At 70.6% G+C, this 15,474-nt stretch carries 12 protein-coding genes; 6 read left to right on the forward strand and 6 right to left on the reverse strand.

The features are described from left to right. Nucleotides 1-44: 44 nt before the first annotated feature. The 4 genes from ACJ7VY_RS14845 to ACJ7VY_RS14860 are packed head-to-tail and all read right to left on the reverse strand — an operon-like array spanning nucleotide 45 to nucleotide 3,582. Nucleotides 45-647: a response regulator transcription factor gene (locus ACJ7VY_RS14845; RefSeq protein WP_104939788.1), complete on the reverse strand. Its 603-nt coding sequence runs from the start codon at nucleotides 645-647 to the stop codon at nucleotides 45-47. Next, nucleotides 644-1,834 (reverse strand): sensor histidine kinase, encoded by a 1,191-nt coding sequence (locus ACJ7VY_RS14850; RefSeq protein WP_409475938.1) that lies wholly within the window; start codon nucleotides 1,832-1,834, stop codon nucleotides 644-646. Before ACJ7VY_RS14850 ends, ACJ7VY_RS14845 begins: the two co-directional genes overlap by 4 nt. Nucleotides 1,835-1,870: 36 nt before the next feature. Beyond that, a complete protein-coding gene (locus ACJ7VY_RS14855; RefSeq protein ID WP_312345942.1) occupies nucleotides 1,871-2,656 on the reverse strand; it encodes an ABC transporter permease in 786 nt (261 codons plus the stop codon). Continuing rightward, nucleotides 2,656-3,582, reverse strand: a complete 927-nt coding sequence (locus ACJ7VY_RS14860; RefSeq protein WP_409475939.1) for an ABC transporter ATP-binding protein — start codon at nucleotides 3,580-3,582, stop codon at nucleotides 2,656-2,658. The genes ACJ7VY_RS14855 and ACJ7VY_RS14860 overlap by 1 nt, the downstream gene beginning before the upstream one ends. Before the next feature lie 203 nt (nucleotides 3,583-3,785). Here ACJ7VY_RS14860 and ACJ7VY_RS14865 point away from each other — a divergent pair, with 203 nt between their 5' ends. The 6 genes from ACJ7VY_RS14865 to ACJ7VY_RS14890 all read left to right on the forward strand — a co-directional run bounded on the left by ACJ7VY_RS14865 (nucleotide 3,786) and on the right by ACJ7VY_RS14890 (nucleotide 13,387). Next, nucleotides 3,786-5,036, forward strand: coding sequence for an efflux RND transporter periplasmic adaptor subunit (locus ACJ7VY_RS14865; RefSeq protein ID WP_409475940.1), 1,251 nt, complete (start codon nucleotides 3,786-3,788; stop codon nucleotides 5,034-5,036). 681 nt (nucleotides 5,037-5,717) lie between these two features. Beyond that, complete coding sequence (locus ACJ7VY_RS14870; RefSeq protein ID WP_104939792.1) at nucleotides 5,718-6,404, forward strand: ABC transporter ATP-binding protein; 687 nt, start codon at nucleotides 5,718-5,720, stop codon at nucleotides 6,402-6,404. An 83-nt stretch (nucleotides 6,405-6,487) separates the two neighbouring features. After that, nucleotides 6,488-7,648: an FtsX-like permease family protein gene (locus ACJ7VY_RS14875; protein ID WP_312345952.1), complete on the forward strand. Its 1,161-nt coding sequence runs from the start codon at nucleotides 6,488-6,490 to the stop codon at nucleotides 7,646-7,648. A 10-nt stretch (nucleotides 7,649-7,658) separates the two neighbouring features. Beyond that, on the forward strand, nucleotides 7,659-8,966 hold the full coding sequence (locus ACJ7VY_RS14880) for an ABC transporter permease (protein WP_409475941.1): 1,308 nt from the start codon (nucleotides 7,659-7,661) through the stop codon (nucleotides 8,964-8,966). Between the two features lie 240 nt (nucleotides 8,967-9,206). Beyond that, the gene (locus tag ACJ7VY_RS14885) at nucleotides 9,207-12,062 is read left to right on the forward strand and encodes a TonB-dependent receptor (protein WP_409475942.1); all 2,856 of its coding nucleotides are present in this window, start codon (nucleotides 9,207-9,209) and stop codon (nucleotides 12,060-12,062) included. 191 nt (nucleotides 12,063-12,253) lie between these two features. After that, nucleotides 12,254-13,387 carry an alpha/beta fold hydrolase gene (locus ACJ7VY_RS14890; RefSeq protein ID WP_409475943.1) on the forward strand — a complete coding sequence of 378 codons (1,134 nt, stop codon included), beginning with the start codon at nucleotides 12,254-12,256 and terminating at the stop codon, nucleotides 13,385-13,387. Between the two features lie 44 nt (nucleotides 13,388-13,431). Here ACJ7VY_RS14890 and rarD read toward each other — a convergent pair whose 3' ends face one another. Then, nucleotides 13,432-14,343: an EamA family transporter RarD gene (gene rarD, locus ACJ7VY_RS14895; protein WP_104939796.1), complete on the reverse strand. Its 912-nt coding sequence runs from the start codon at nucleotides 14,341-14,343 to the stop codon at nucleotides 13,432-13,434. Continuing rightward, nucleotides 14,340-15,239 (reverse strand): drug/metabolite exporter YedA, encoded by a 900-nt coding sequence (gene yedA, locus ACJ7VY_RS14900; protein ID WP_104939797.1) that lies wholly within the window; start codon nucleotides 15,237-15,239, stop codon nucleotides 14,340-14,342. Before yedA ends, rarD begins: the two co-directional genes overlap by 4 nt. Between the last annotated feature and the right edge of the window lie 235 nt (nucleotides 15,240-15,474).

Genomic DNA, 15,474 nt, shown 5'->3' on the forward strand with positions numbered 1-15,474 from the left:
GCCGCCTCAGGTATCGCCACCTGGCGACCGGTGGCGGATCCCGACTACAACCAGCCCTTCTGCCGTGCCAGCCGGTGCGCCTCGATGCGATTGGCCACGCCCAGCTTGCCGATGCAGTCGGACAGGTAGTTGCGCACGGTGCCGTGCGACAGCCCGAGCTGTTCGGCGATCTCGTTGGCCGAGCGGCCCTCGCCCGCCAGCCGCAGCACCTGGCGCTCGCGGTCGTTGAGCGGGTCGGCCTCGGACCAGGCTTCCACCGCCAGTTGCGGATCGATGGCGCGGCCGCCGCGGTGCACCTGGCGCAGGGCCTCGGCCAGCTTTTCCGCCGGCGCGTCCTTCAGCAGGTAGCCCTGCACCCCGGCGTCCAGGGCGCGGCGCAGGAAGCCGCCGCGGGCGAAGGTGGTGACGATCACCACTTTCGCCGCCAGCCCATGGCGCTGCACCCGCTGGGCCAGCTCCAGCCCGGTCAGCCCCGGCATCTCGATATCGGTGACCAGCACGTCCGGGGCCAGCCGCTGCAGCTCGCGCCACGCCGCCTCGCCGTCGGCCGCGGTGCCCACCACCTCGATGTCCAGTTCCAGGTTCAGCAGCGCCGACAAGGCGCCGCGCACCATGGCCTGGTCTTCGGCCAGCAGGATGCGGATCATGCGCGCGCCTCCATTGCCGGTGCGGGTGCCTTGGGCGCGGTGCCCGGGGCGGCACCGGGTTCGCCGAGCGGCACGGTTACCGCCAGCCGCGTGCCGCCGCCACGCGGCGAGTCGATGCGCAGGCTGCCGCCCAGTGCCGCCACCCGTTCGCGCATGCCGGCCAGGCCGTTGCCGTTGGCGGATACGCCGCCGCGGCCGTCGTCGGCCACTTCCAGCACCACCGCCCCGTCCTCCACCCGCAGCGCGATCAGCGCCTCGCTGGCCTGCGCGTGGCGGGCGATATTGGTGACCGCCTCGCGCAGCACCATGGCCAGCCCGCATTCGATCCAGGCCGGCATGGGCGGTGGGGGTGTGTGCCGCAGGTGCACCCGCGAGGACTCCAGCAGCAGGTGCGCCGAGGCCAGCTCGGCGGCCATGTCGGCGGCACGGAAGCCGGTGACGGCGCTGCGCACCTGCGCCAGCGCGTCGCGCGCGATCTGCTCGGCCTCGGCCAGTTCACGCCGCGCACGCGCCGGGTCGCGCTCGAACAGCTTGCGCGACAGCTCCATCTTCAGCGTGATCAGCGACAGCGTGTGCCCGAGCAGGTCGTGCAGGTCGCGGCCGATGCGCTCGCGCTCGGCGGTGGCCGCCAGCCGGCGCACCTCCTCGTGCGACAGCCGCAGCGCGGCGTCCTTCTCGCTGCTCGCGCGCTCGACGTTGACGATCAGGCCGATGATCACGGTCAAGGCCGGGATCCAGGCGACGACCTGCCACGGGTAACCGATCCACGCGGCCAGCGCGACGAAGCCGGTGTTGAGCAGCACCAGTTCCAGCAGGTAGCGGCGCACGCTGATGCAGCGGTTGGAGCGCAGCATCACGCAGCCGAACACGAAGTAGTTCATGCCCGACGGATAGCTGCGCAGCAGCGCCATGGACAGCACGATCATCGCCAGCGCGAACAGCGGTGCGTTGCGCCGCGACGCCACCAGGGTCATCACGAACAGCACCAGGAACAGCGGGTACGACCACAGCGTGATCAGCACCCAGCGCAGGGTGAAGCCGCCGCCGAACATCGGCGTGAGGAACACCCACACCGTCCACAGCAGGTGCACGGCGTCGATCCACGGCCATTTGCCGAGCTTGAGGTTGTCGGCCACCACCGAATCGGGGGCGGGCGTCAGCCAGGCGGGGATATGGCGGTGGTTCACGGGGCGGTTCCTGTCGCGCAGGCGTCGATGATGCCATCAGCCATGGCGGCGCAGGCGGTGCACGGCCAGCGCCAGGACCACGGCGGTGAACCCGGCCAGCCACAGCACGTGCGGCGCGGCGCCGCCGGTGCCCAGGCCCAGCGCCGACTGCGCCAGCGCGTTGAGGTGGTAGCTGGGCCACAGCGGCGCCTGCGCGCGCAGCAGCGGCGGCAGCATCTGCAACGGGAACCACAACCCGGACAGGAACGCCATGGGCAGGTACAGCAGGTTGACCATGGCCGGCGCGCCCTGGCCCTTGACCAAAGTGCCCAGCAGCAGCCCCAGCGCGCAGAACGGCACCGCGCCGAGGATGCAGACCAGCGCCAGCCGCAGCATCTGCGCCGCCTGCAGCTGCACGTGCGCCAGGGTCAGCCCCAGCGCCTGCAGCAGGCAGGTGATCAGCGCCGCCATCAGCATGGCCATCGCGGTCTTGCCGAGCAGGTAGGCGGCCGGCGGCATCGGCAGCGCGCGCTTGAGGGTGAGCAGGCCGTTGTCGCGCTCCAGCGCCAGCGACATGCCGAAGCCGAACAGGCCCGGCGCCATCACCCCGAAAGTGGAATACGACGCCAGCAGGAAGCGCGGCGCCTCGGCCGCGCCGCGGCCGCCCAGCACCACCGCGAACATCACGAAGAACACCGCCGGGAACAGCAGCGTCGGCAGCAGGAACGACGGGCTGCGCAGGTAACGCAGGCATTCGGCGCGCGTCTCCTGCAGGTAGGCGGCAACCACGCGGCCGCGCGGCATTGGCGGCAGGGTGGCGGAACAGGCAGGCAGGGTGTCCATCAGGCGGCCTCGCGCAGAACGGAGCAGGCGACGCGGTCGTCGCGGGTCAGGTCGCAGAACGCCTCGTCCAGGCCGGCGGCCTGTACTTCCAGGCCGGCCAGTGCCGGATCGGCCTCGAGCAGGCGCCGCACCACGGTTTCCACCTGGTCGCTGGAGACCTGCAGCCAGGTGCCATCGTGATCGACCTGGCGTACGCCGGGCCAGCCGGCCACGGCGCTGGCCGCGAGCGTGGACCGGCAGCGGATGCGGCGCGTCTGTACCCGGGCGCGCAGCGCGTCGACGCTGCCGTCGCTGACGATGCGCCCGCGCATGAGCACGCAGACGCGGTCGGCCAGGTGCCCGGCCTCCTCCAGATAATGCGTGGTCAACACCACGCCCACGCCTTCGCCGGCCAGCGTGCGCACGGCGGCCCACAGCCGCTGCCGCGCCGGCAGGTCCAGGCCCACCGTGGGCTCGTCCAGGAACAGCAGCCGCGGGCGTCCGCACAGCGCGATGGCGAACTGCACGCGCCGCTGCTGGCCGCCGGACAGCTTGCCGTAGGGCCGCCCGAGCAGATCCTCGATCCCGGCCAGCGCCGCGCTCCCGGCCAGCGGCCGCGGCGCCGGGTAGTAGCTGGCAGTCAGCCGCAGCAGCTCGCCGACCTTCAGCGTCGGCGGCAGCGCCGCGTCCTGCAGCATCACGCCGATGCCGCGACGTGACGCCACCTGCTGCGGGTCCCGCCCGAACAGGCGCACCTGGCCGGCGTCGGCGCGCAGCAGTCCCAGCAGCAGGCCGATGGTGGTGGTCTTGCCGGCGCCGTTGGGCCCAAGCAAGGCCAGCACCTGCCCGGCATGCAGGTCCAGGTCCACGCCATCGAGCGCCTGCAGCGCGCCATAGCGCTTGCGCACCCCGCGCAGGCTCGCCAGTACTTGCCCCCTCGCGTCCATCCACGCACCTCCGCTGATCGATGGCGCCACGGTATCCAGCCGCGCCGCCGGCGCGCAGTGGCGGCGGTCAGGCCAGGCGGGTGACACCCGTCACCTGCGCGGTGGAAGCGCGCCACCTAGAATCGGTCCCCGCCACCGGCCGCCCGCCAGGGCCGGTTTGGGTTACCTTCCGTCACTTCTTCCCGCCTCCCGTTCCGGTACCGATGAACACCTCCGCCGACCTGCTCAAGGAACTCCGCATCGACCGCTCGGCGCCGCCGCCGACCGGCCCCGCCGCCCCGCGCCGCTGGCTGTGGTGGGTGCTGGGGCTGCTGGCGCTGCTGGTGCTCGCGATCGTCGCCGGCATTTTCTTCAGCCGTGGCAAGCCGGTGGTGGTGGAGACCGCAGCGGTGGTCGCCATCGGCCAGGACAGCGCCAGTGCCTCGGTGCTCGACGCCAGCGGCTACGTGGTGGCGCGGCGCATGGCCACCGTGTCGGCCAAGATCACCGGCAAGGTGCGCGAGGTGATGATCGAGGAAGGCATGCGCGTGGAGGAGGGCCAGGTCATGGCCACCCTCGACCCGATCGACGCCAACGCGCAGCGCGCGCTCAACGCCGCCCAGCTCGACGCCGCACGCAGCCAGGTCGAAGGCCTGCAGGCGCAGTTGCGCCAGGCCGAGGCCGACGCCCAGCGCCTGCAGCAGCTGGTCGGCCGGCAGCTGGTGTCGCGCTCGCAGTACGACCAGTCCGTGGCCCAGCGCGACAGCCTGCGCGCGCAGCTGGCCACCGCCCGCCACAACGCCACCGTCGCCCGCGACGCGCTGGCCATCGCCGACCTGGGCGTGGACAACAACGTGGTGCGCGCGCCGTTCGCCGGCGTGGTCACCGCCAAGGCCGCGCAGCCGGGCGAGATCGTCTCGCCGCTGTCGGCCGGCGGCGGCTTCACCCGCACCGGCATCGGCACCATCGTCGACATGGATTCGCTGGAGATCGAAGTCGAGGTGGGCGAGGCCTACATCGGTCGCGTGCAGCCGAAGATGCCGGTCGAAGCCGTGCTCAACGCCTACCCGGACTGGAAGATTCCGGCCGAAGTGATCGCCATCATCCCCACCGCCGACCGCGGCAAGGCCACGGTCAAGGTGCGCGTGGCGCTGAAGGTGAAGGACCCGCGCATCGTGCCGGAGATGGGCGTGCGGGTGAGCTTCCTCGAAAAGCCGGCGGCCGCCGGCGAGAAGAAGCCCGAGGGCGTGCGCGTGCCGGCAACGGCGATCGTGCAGCGCGGGCAGGACACGGTGGCGTTCGTGGTCGGCGGCGACGACACGGTGCAGGCGCAGGCGCTGAAGACCGGCATGGAAATGGGCAAGGACCGGCAGGTGCTGTCGGGCCTGTCGGCGGGACAGACGGTGGTGGTGAACCCGCCGCCGACACTGAGGGACGGCGACAAGGTGGCACTGGCCAGCGACGCGGCGCAATGACCGGGTGCCCTTCTCCCGGGGGGAGAAGGTGCCCGGATGGCGGATGAGGACGCATGGCGCCGGGGGTGGCTGATCCATCCGGGCTCCATCGCCCCTCACCGCAAGCCCCGCTCCAGGGCACACGCGCCAGTGGCACGCAGCCCGCGCCTTCTCCCCCCGGAGGACGAGGGTCTTGAGAACTGATTTCTGCTGTTGCTGTTGCTGTTGCTGTTGCTCGTGACTCTGCTCTCGCTTTTGATTTCCGCCCCCCTTCCGCAGCGACGGAGCCGGCGGGAAAAACCCGAAGGGCGGCGTGCAGGGATGCACGTCGTTTTTCGACGAGACAGGGATGTCTCGTCGAAAAATCCCGCCGGCGGAGTGGACCCGGCGCGCGTAGCGCGTCGGGCGCGTAGGCAGGGCGTGACGCGATCCGCCGGGCTGCGCCCGCCGGTTCCCTGCTCTCCTCACGGATCAGGGGGACGGCGCACAACTCGCTTCGTTCAGACACGTGCGCCTCTTCGCCCCCTGCCCCGCTGCGGTGCTCGGCCCGCTTTACGGCCTGAAGAAGTCAAAAGAGAACTGCAACTGCAACCGCAACCGCAACCGCCGAAGCATCGCCCCATTCACCGCTCCCGCCCACGCGGAAGAAAAAGCAGAACGGCGCGGCAGCGCCACCCACCGCACCACCGCAGAGGACCACCCATGACCGCCCTCGTCACCCTCCGCAACATCACCAAGACCTACCAGCGCGGCCCCGAGAAGGTGCAGGTGCTGCACGGCATCGACCTGGACATCGACCGCGGCGACTTCGTCGCGCTGATGGGTCCGTCCGGTTCGGGCAAGACCACCCTGCTCAACCTGATCGGCGGACTGGACACGCCCAGCGGCGGCGAGATCGCCATCGAAGGCCAGCGCATCGACCAGCTCGGCGCCGGCCAGCTTTCGACCTGGCGCAGCCACCACGTTGGCTTCGTGTTCCAGTTCTACAACCTGATGCCGATGCTCACCGCGCAGAAGAACGTGGAGCTGCCGCTGCTGCTGACCAACCTGTCGGCCGGCGAACGCAGGCGCCGCGCGCAGATCGCGCTGGCCCTGGTCGGCCTGGCCGACCGCCGCGACCATCGCCCCAACGAGCTGTCCGGCGGCCAGCAGCAGCGCGTGGCCATCGCCCGCGCCATCGTCTCCGACCCGATGTTCCTGATCTGCGACGAGCCCACCGGCGACCTCGACCGGCAGAGTGCCGAGGAGGTGCTGGGCCTGCTGCAGCTGCTCAACCGCGAGCACGGCAAGACCATCATCATGGTCACCCATGACCCGAAGGCGGCCGAGTACGCCACCCACACCGTGCATCTGGACAAGGGCGAGCTGGTCGACGCCCCGGTGCACTGAAGGAGCCCGGCCATGAACATTCGACACGATCACTGCGCTTCGGCGCACCGCCGCCCGCGCCACGGCGCGCAGGAGGGCAGGCCATGAAGTACTTCTCGCTGATCTGGGCGCAGCTGTTCCGCAGCCGCACCCGCACCCTGTTCACGCTGCTGTCGGTGGTCACCGCGTTCCTGCTGTTCGGCATGCTCGATTCGGTCCGCGTGGCCTTCAGCAGCGGCGGCAGCAGCGTGGCCGGCGCCAACCGCCTGGTCGTCGCCTCGCGGCTGTCGATCACCCAGTCCTTGCCGATCCGCCTGGAATCACAAATCCGCCAGGTACAGGGCGTGCGCGACGTCACCTACGGCATGTGGTTCGGCGGCATCTACCAGGACCCGAAGAACTTCTTCCCCAACTTCTCGGTGGCGCCCAACTATTTCGACGTCTACCGCGAGTTCGAGATCCCGAAGGAGCAGCTGGACGCGTTCCACAACACCCGCACCGGTGCCATCGTCGGCGCGACGCTGGCCAACCAGTTCGGCTGGAAGATCGGCGACACCATCCCGCTGCAGGCCACGATCTTCCCGCGTGGCGGCAGCAACGACTGGCCGTTGCAGCTGGTGGGCGTTTTCCACTCGAAGAACACCGCCACCGCCGCCAACGACGAGCGCCAGTTGATGATGAACTGGAAGTACTTCGACGAATCCAACGACTACATCAAGAACCAGGTGAGCTGGTACACGGTCACGCTGGACAATGCCGACCACGCCTCGCGCGTGGCCCAGGCGATCGACGCGATCTCGGCCAATTCCGACCACGAGACCAAGAGCCAGACCGAGTCGGCGTTCCAGCAGGCCTTCATCAAGCAGTTCGCCGACATCGGCATGATCGTCACCTCGATCATGGGCGCGGTGTTCTTCACCCTGCTGCTGTTGACCGGCAACACCATGGCGCAGGCGGTGCGCGAGCGCATCCCGGAGCTGGCCACGCTGAAGACGCTGGGCTTCAAGGACGGCACCGTGCTGATGCTGGTGATGGTCGAATCGGTGCTGTTGGTCGGCCTGGGCGGCGCCCTCGGCCTGGGCCTGGCGGCGCTGGCACTGCCGCTGATGGCCCCCAAGACCATGGGCATGCTGCCGCCGCAGGTACCACTGCAGACCTGGCTGATGGGACTGGGGCTGATCGTGCTGATCGGCCTGGTGGTGGGCGTGCTGCCGGCGCTGCGCGCCAAGCGGCTGAAGATCGTCGACGCACTGGCCGGGCGCTGAGGAGAGAGCCATGAAGAAGTTCATTGCAAACGCACTGGTGGTGCTGGTGCTCGCCATCGGCCTGGGCATCTGGATCGCCCTGCCCTGGGTCGGCGTGCTGGCCGTGGCGGTCGCCATCGCATTGTGGCTGCCGCTCACCCGCAGCGGGCGGCTGGCGCTGGCCGCCACCCGCATCGGCATTTCCAGCCTGCCGCAGCGCTGGGGCGCGTCGTCGGTGATCGTGGTCGGCATCGCCGGCGTGGTCGGGGTACTGGTGGCGATGCTGGCGATGGGCGAAGGCTTCCAGGCCACGCTCAACAGCACGGGCGACGACACCACCGCGATCGTGCTGCGCGGCGGCTCGCAGGCCGAGACCAACTCGGTCATCACCCGCGACCAGGTGCCGCTGCTGGGCACGCTGCCGGGGGTGGCGCGCGACGCGCAGGGGCGGCCGATGCTGTCGGCCGAGCTGTCGCAGGTGGTCAACCTGGTCTCGCGTGCCGACGGCACCGACGTCAACGCACAGTTCCGCGGCGTCGGCGACATGGGCTGGGCGGTGCACGACAAGGTCAGGATCGTGAAGGGCCGCCCGTTCAAGCCGGGCCTGCGCGAGATCGTGGTCGGCGAGGGCGCGCAGGGCCAGTTCCGTGACATGGAAGTGGGCAAGACCCTCACCCTGGGCAACCAGGCGTGGACGGTGGTGGGCGTGTTCGCCTCCGGCGACGCGCACGATTCGGAGCTGTGGACCGACGTGCAGACCCTGGCCACCACCTACCAGCGTGGCGCCTACCAGTCGATCAGCGTGCGTACCGAGGGCAAGCCCGGCTTCGAGCAGTTCAAGGCGGCGGTGGCGGCCGACCCGCGGCTGAAGCTGGACGTGGAGACCACCCGCGCCTACTACCGCAAGCAGGGCGGCGGGTTGAACACGCTGATCAGCATCCTCGGCAAGGTGATCGGCGCGATCATGGCCATCGGCGCGGTGTTCGGCGCGCTCAACACCATGTACGCGGCCGTGGCCACCCGTGCCCGCGAGATCGCCACCATGCGCGCGATCGGCTTCCGCGGCCTGCCGGTGGTGACCGCGGTGATGCTCGAGACCATGCTGCTGGCGCTGGTCGGCGGCCTGCTCGGCTGCGCGGTAGCGTGGCTGGTGTTCAACGGCTACAGCGTGTCCACCATCGGCAGCAACTTCAGCGCGGTGGTGTTCAAGTTCCACGTCTCGCCCGAGCTGCTGTGGAGCGGGCTGAAGTGGGCACTGGGCATCGGCCTGGTCGGCGGCCTGTTCCCGGCGTTGCGCGCGGCGCGGCTGCCGATCACCACCGCGCTGCGCGAGACCTGACGGCCACGGTGGCGGCGCGTGCGCGCGCCGCCCCTTTGGCGACTACGGCGATCAGCCGGCAATGGCGGAGTTTGCCCCTTCACGCATCGATCCGTTTGGTCCATGATGCGCGCCCGCTGGAAGCCCGGCGGGCAGCGCAGCTGCATGGCACGGATGCCGCGTCCCTCCCCCAACGGTGATCGCATCTGTTCAGGGCGCCCTTCCCGGGCGCTTTTTTTCGTAGTCAGTAAAGGAAAACCGATGTACCTGAAGTCGACCCCGCTTCGCTCCGCCATCGCGCTGGCCCTGGCCACCGCATGCAGCGCCCCCGCCTTGGCGCAGTCCGGCAATGACGGCACCACCACCCTGGACCGCGTCGAGATCACCGGCTCGCGCATCCGCCAGGCCAGCGTCGAGACCGCCAAGCCGGTCATCGCGCTGAGCCGCGCCGAGATCGAGAAGAAGGGCTACGTCAACGTCGCCGACATCCTGCAGGACGTCACCGCGGCCGGCGCGCCGGCGCTGAGCCGCGCCTCGGCGCTGTCCTCGGCGCGCGATTACGGCGGCATGTTCGTCAGCCTGCGCAACCTCGGCCCGGAGCGCAGCCTGGTGCTGGTCGACGGCCGCCGCATGGGCGTGAGCGCCGGCGGCTACTCCGACGTGGGTTCGATCCCGTCGGCGATCGTCGAGCGCGTGGAAGTGCTGACCGACGGCGCCTCGGCGCTGTACGGCTCGGACGCCATCGCCGGCGTGGTCAACATCATCACCCGCAAGAACTTCGACGGCGGCCAGGCCAACGCCTATGTCGGCCAGTACGGCGAAGGCGACGGCCAGAAGCGTTCCTACAGCGCCACCTGGGGCAAGACCTTCGCGCGTGGCTGGGTCACCATCGGCGCCGAGAAGGTGAAGGAAGACCCGGTGCTGGGCGGCGCACGCGAGTTCACCGCCTATCCGAACGGCCCCTACCACCCGACCGACGGCCTCAACGGCACCACCGCCTGGGGTTCGGTCACGGTCGATGGCAAGGTACTCAGCGTCGGCCCCGGTGGCGACCCGTCCAAGGTGGAGGACTTCAAGCCGCTCGACCGCTCGGCCTACGCCAACACCAAGACCAACATGACCCTGCTGTCGGGCCTGGAGCGCCGCTCGGCGTTCGCCAACGGCGGCTTCCAGATCAGCGACGATCTGCGCGTGGTCGCCGACGTGCTGTACAGCGAGCGCGAGTCGGTCAAGCAGCTGGCCGGCTACCCGTACTCGGTGTCCTCGGCACAGGCCGCCAGCGGCGCCCGCGCGATGCTGTCCAAGGACAGTGCGTTCAACCACTGGGGCAAGGACGTGCTGTTCTCGCACCGCACCGAGGAGTTCCCGCGCGCGACCAGCAACAGCCTGACCACCAAGCGCGCCAGCGTCGGCCTGGAAGGCAGCTTCGAGACCGGTTCGCGCTTCTGGGACTGGAACGTCGGCTACATGTTCAACCGCAACGAGGGCGAGCGTCGCACGCTGCAGAGCATGTACCAGCCCAACGTCAACAAGGCGGTGGGCGCCTCCTTCATCGATGCCAACGGCGTGGCCCGCTGCGGCACCCCGGACAACGTGATCCAGGGCTGCGTGCCGTGGAACCCGCTGGCGCCGATGGGCAGCAACAGCCCCGGCTCGCTCAGCGGCGACCCGGCCGTGCGCGATTACCTGTTCCGCAGCTTCGTCGATGACATCCAGAGCACCACCAAGGTGGTCAGCGCCAACCTCTCCGGCTCGCTGTTCAGCCTGCCGGCCGGCGACATCATGGCCGCGATGGGCGTGGAGCACCGCAGCGAGGAAGCCAGCTACACCCCGGACCTGATGGTGCAGAACGGCGAGATCGCCGGCACCAGCGGCCAGCCGACCCGTGGCGACTACACGCTGGACGAGGTTTACCTGGAACTGCAGGTGCCGCTGCTGGCCGACCTGCCGTTCGCGCGCGAGCTGTCGCTGGACGTGGCCGGGCGCTACTCGGACTACGACAACTTCGGCGGCACCACCAACGGCAAGTTCGGCCTGAAGTGGAAGCCGGTCGACGACCTGCTGGTCCGCGCCACCTACGGCACCGGCTTCCGCGCGCCCACCGTGGATGACCTGTACGGCGGCACGGTGACCACCCGCGACCGCATCACCGACCCGTGCGACCGCGCGTTCGGCGCCGCCGCGCGCAATGCCGAAGTGGCCGCGCGCTGCACCGCCGCCGGCCTGGGCGCCGGCTTCCGCCAGAAGACCGGCGACGGCGAACTGGCCAGCACCTCCGGCGTGCAGGCGGTGACCGACTTCACCTCCGGCTCCAACCCGGACCTGAAGCCCGAGACCGCCAAGACCTGGACCGTGGGCGTGGTCTACAGCCCGGACTTCGTCGGCGGCCTGGACCTGAGCCTGGACTGGTGGAAGATCCGCATCGACAACGTCATCGTCGGCGAGTCGGCCACCGACATCCTCAACCAGTGCTACGTGCAGGGCATCGCCTCGGCATGCTCGCGCTTCACCCGCTACACCTCCGGCAGCAACAAGGGCCAGGTCAGCGGCATGAACCGCTCGCTCAACAATGCCGGCTACCAGGAAACCGCCGGCTATGACGTCGGCGTGCGCTACCGCCTGCCGGAACTGGCCATCGGCCGCTTCGCGGTCAGCTGGAACACCACCTACGTCGACTACCTGTCGCGCAAGAGCGACAACGTGGACAGCACCCCGGTCGAGGAATTCACCGGCTGGGGCGGCAACTTCCGCGTGCGCTCCAACCTCAGCCTCGACTGGCAGTACGGCGACCTCGGCATCGGCTGGACCACGCGCTACTACTCGGGCATGAAGGAGAAGTGCTCCTACGACCTGGATGGCGGCCCGGAGTGCAACCTGCCGGACTTCCGTTCCGCGTACACCGACGTGCAGCCCAGCCGCAAGGTCGGCGCCAACACCTTCCATGACCTGCAGGTGCGCTACAGCCTGCCGTGGAACGGCACCGTGTCGCTGGGCGTGAACAACGTCTTCAAGCACGTCGGCCCGGTGATGTACAGCCAGCCCAACAGCAGCTTCACCTACTACGGCGGCTTCGACATCGGCCGCTTCATGTACATGAAGTACCAGCAGCGCTTCTGATCCCTGGATCCCGACCCGTTGCAACCGGCAAAGGCACCGCAAGGTGCCTTTGCCTTTTCCGGCGCCCGGCCCGCCCGGCGCGGCGCGAAACCAAACACCACACAACGGTCATGCATTTGTCATCGACGCGCGGTAGAGCCGCCGTGGCGCAGCCGCTACCGTGGCGCCCTCCCCTATTTCGGATCTCCGCCATGCTGCGTTCGCTGGCGCTGGCCGGCGTCTGCGTGATGCTGGCCGGCTTCGCCCTGTCTTCGCCGATGCCGCCGCTGTCGCTCAGCGCGCGCCTGGCCGCGCCCGGCGGCACCTCGCCGATGGTGCCCAGCGCGCGCATCGATGCCCTGCTCGCGCGCCTGCCGCACCGCCAGGGCCAGGTGCCCGGCGACGGCGGCGTGGCGCTGCACTGGCTCGCTTTCGATCCGGGCGACTACCGCCTGCATTACCGCTACCTTGGCCTGGGCGAACGCTTCCCCGAGTTCTCGATGCAGGCCAGTGCGCCGGCGGCGGGCGCGGCCCCGCCCGCACCGCGCGGCACGGTGATCCTGCTGCATGGCTGGATGATGGACGGCGGCTCGCTGCTGCCGTGGGCGCTGCAGCTGGCGCAGGGCGGCTACCGCACCATCGCCCTGGACCTGCGCAACCACGGCCGCTCCGGACAGGCGCCGTCCGGCTACGGCACGCGCGAGGGCCAGGATGTGGCCGCCGCGCTGCGCGCGCTCGATGCCCGCGGCGAGATCAGCGGCCCGGTGCACCTGCTCGGCGTGTCCTACGGCGCGGCCACCGCCATCTTCGCCGCGCGCGAGCTCGGCCCGCGGCTGCGCAGCGTGGTGGCGATGGAGTCCTTCGACAACGCCGGCCAGGCGATCCGCGCGATGGTGCCGCACATGCTGTCACGGCCGCCCGAGCGCCTGGGCGACTACCTGGCGCTGCCGCTGGCGCGCTGGCAGTACGGCGGCAGCGGGCTGGACGAGGCCATCGCCGCCGCCGACCGCCGGCTCGGCCTCGACCTGGACCGCGTGGACGTGGGCCAGGCGCTGGCGCAGGTGCCGGCCTGCGTGCTGCTGCTGCACGGCCGCGACGATGCCCACATCCCGGTGGCGCAGGGCCGCGCGCTGGCCGCCGCCGCGCCACGCGCGCGCTATCTGGAACTGGCGGGCGAGGACCACCTGACCCTGCCGCTGCGGCTGGATCGCCTCTCCGGCGTGGTCGAGGACTGGTTCGCGCAGGCCAGCAACGATGGCGGGCCGTGTCCGTTGCCCGCCGCGCCCGCCTCCGGGCGGATGCACCGGGCGGACGCGGCAGCGCTCACGCCGGAGCGCCGTCGATGACCGCCGGCACCGGCGCGGCCGCCATCCCTGGCGGGCGGCAGGGCCTAGGCGGCGGGCGCCCGGGTTCGTGAGCGCGCGGCCGCACGCACGCCGTTGACGGCGAACACCGCCAGCCCGGCCCAGATCAACCCGAAGCCGACCAGCTGCGAGGACGCGAACGGTTCGTGCAGGACCAGCACGCCGATCAGGAACTGCAGCGTCGGGCCGATGTACTGCAGCAGCCCGACCACCGACAACGGGATGCGGCGCACGCCGTAGGCGAAGGCGATCAGTGGCACCGCACTGACCACGCCGGCCAGCACCAGCAGCGCGTCGTTGCGCCAGCCCCAGCCGGAGATGAAGCCGCCGCCATGGCCGTTCTCCGCCCACAGCGCGAAGGCCAGCGCCGGCGCCAGCATGAACAGGCTTTCCACGCCCAGCCCGGTCACCGCCTCGACCACCACCAGTTTGCGCAGCAGTCCGTACAGGCCGAAGGTGATGGACAACCCGATGGCGATCCACGGCGCGCGCCCGCTCTGCCAGGTCAGCCAGGCCACGCCCAGCGCCGCCAGCGCCACCGCCAGCCATTGCAGGCGGCCCAGGCGCTCGCGCAGCACCACCACGCCCAGCACCACGCTCAGCAGCGGGTTGATGAAGTAGCCCAGGCTGGTCTCGACCACATGGCCGGCATTCACCGCCCAGATGTACAGGCTCCAGTTGGCGCCGATCAGCAGGCTCGACAGGCCCAGCAGCCAGAACCGCCGCGGCGTGGCCCACACCTCGCGCAGCCAGCCCCAGCCACGCACGATGGCCAGGCCGCCGACCAGCAGCACCGCGCTCCAGATCACCCGGTGGGCGATGATCAGGAACGACGGCACCTCGATCAGCAACCGCCAGTACAGCGGGAACAGCCCCCAGATGACGAACGCCAGGGTGGTCGCCAGCAGGCCGTTGCGGTGCTCGTGCGCGGGCGTCATGCGCGGCGCAGCCGGGCCAGGGTGATGACTACGACGCCGGCCAGGATCACCGCCATCGCACCGATGTCCGCCGCACTGAAGCGCTCGTGCGCGATCCACGCGCCCAGCGCCACCGCGATCACCGGGTTGACGTAGGCATAGCTGCTGGCCAGCACCGGGCGCACGTTGTGCAGCAGCCACACGTAGGCGGTGAAGGCGACGATCGAACCGAACACGGTCAGGTAGCCCACCGCCAGCACGCCCTGCAGCGATGGCGGCCCGTCCATGCGCTCGCCGCGCAGCAGCCCGGCCGCCACCAGGATCGCGCCACCGCACAGCATCTGCGCGGCGGCGGTCATGAACGGCGACGGCAGGTCGCGCCCGCGCGACCAGATCGAACCGGCCGCCCAGCCCAGCGGTGCCACCAGCAGGAACACCAGCCCGGCCGGGGTCGCGGTCAGGCTGCTGCCGGCGTTGAGCCACAGCACGCCGGCGAAACCGACCGCGATGCCCAGCCATTCGCCCGCGGTCACCTTCTGTCCGCGGAAGGCGGAGAACAGCGCCATCCACAACGGCACCGAGGCCACCGCCACCGCGGCCAGCCCGGAGGACACGTCGCGCTCGGCCATGACCACCATGCCGTTGCCCAGGAACAGCAGGCTGAAGCCCATCACCGCCAGGGTCGGCCACTGCGCGCGCGTCGGCGCGGGCACGCCGCGCCAGCGCAGCAGCGCGTACAGCACCCCGCCGGCGATCACGAAGCGGGTGCCGGAGATCACCGACAGCGGCGGCATGCCGCCTTCCAGCGCCAGGTGGATGCCGAGATAGGTCGAACCCCAGACCACGTACACGAGGAGCAGGGCCAGTACGACAAGGCCGCTCCGTGGAGCAGCCGATGTGGTGGGGGGCGCAGACATGGGGCAGGTACCGCCATCCGGGGAATGCGGATTCTAGGGCACCACGACGCCGCCGATCAGCCCGAAAAACGGCATGCTGTATCCGCCGCGGCCGGCCCCCGGCATGCGTCGCCCACGCCGCTACTTTCCGGGCTGCGCATTGGCCCCTGCGCAGCCGCGCCCGGCGGCACGCCGGCCAATGGAGCGAGGCGCAACCGCAGGCGCCCGCGTGCATGCGCGATGCCTGCCCGCCGGG

This window comes from Stenotrophomonas sp. Y-13 (assembly GCF_046267925.1).
In the GTDB taxonomy this organism is placed as follows: Bacteria; Pseudomonadota; Gammaproteobacteria; order Xanthomonadales; family Xanthomonadaceae; genus Stenotrophomonas; species Stenotrophomonas acidaminiphila_A.

Bases quoted from the DNA above. Each gene is read 5' to 3' on its own strand.
- ACJ7VY_RS14880 (WP_409475941.1), top strand. From the start codon at position 7,659: ATGAAGAAGTTCATTGCAAACGCACTGGTGGTGCTGGTGCTCGCCATC.
- ACJ7VY_RS14865 (WP_409475940.1), top strand. From the start codon at position 3,786: ATGAACACCTCCGCCGACCTGCTCAAGGAACTCCGCATCGACCGCTCG.
- ACJ7VY_RS14885 (WP_409475942.1), top strand. From the start codon at position 9,207: ATGTACCTGAAGTCGACCCCGCTTCGCTCCGCCATCGCGCTGGCCCTG.
- ACJ7VY_RS14845 (WP_104939788.1), bottom strand. From the start codon at position 647: ATGATCCGCATCCTGCTGGCCGAAGACCAGGCCATGGTGCGCGGCGCC.
- ACJ7VY_RS14875 (WP_312345952.1), top strand. From the start codon at position 6,488: ATGAAGTACTTCTCGCTGATCTGGGCGCAGCTGTTCCGCAGCCGCACC.
- ACJ7VY_RS14860 (WP_409475939.1), bottom strand. From the start codon at position 3,582: ATGGACGCGAGGGGGCAAGTACTGGCGAGCCTGCGCGGGGTGCGCAAG.
- ACJ7VY_RS14890 (WP_409475943.1), top strand. From the start codon at position 12,254: ATGCTGCGTTCGCTGGCGCTGGCCGGCGTCTGCGTGATGCTGGCCGGC.
- ACJ7VY_RS14870 (WP_104939792.1), top strand. From the start codon at position 5,718: ATGACCGCCCTCGTCACCCTCCGCAACATCACCAAGACCTACCAGCGC.
- yedA (WP_104939797.1), bottom strand. From the start codon at position 15,239: ATGTCTGCGCCCCCCACCACATCGGCTGCTCCACGGAGCGGCCTTGTC.
- ACJ7VY_RS14855 (WP_312345942.1), bottom strand. From the start codon at position 2,656: ATGGACACCCTGCCTGCCTGTTCCGCCACCCTGCCGCCAATGCCGCGC.
- rarD (WP_104939796.1), bottom strand. From the start codon at position 14,343: ATGACGCCCGCGCACGAGCACCGCAACGGCCTGCTGGCGACCACCCTG.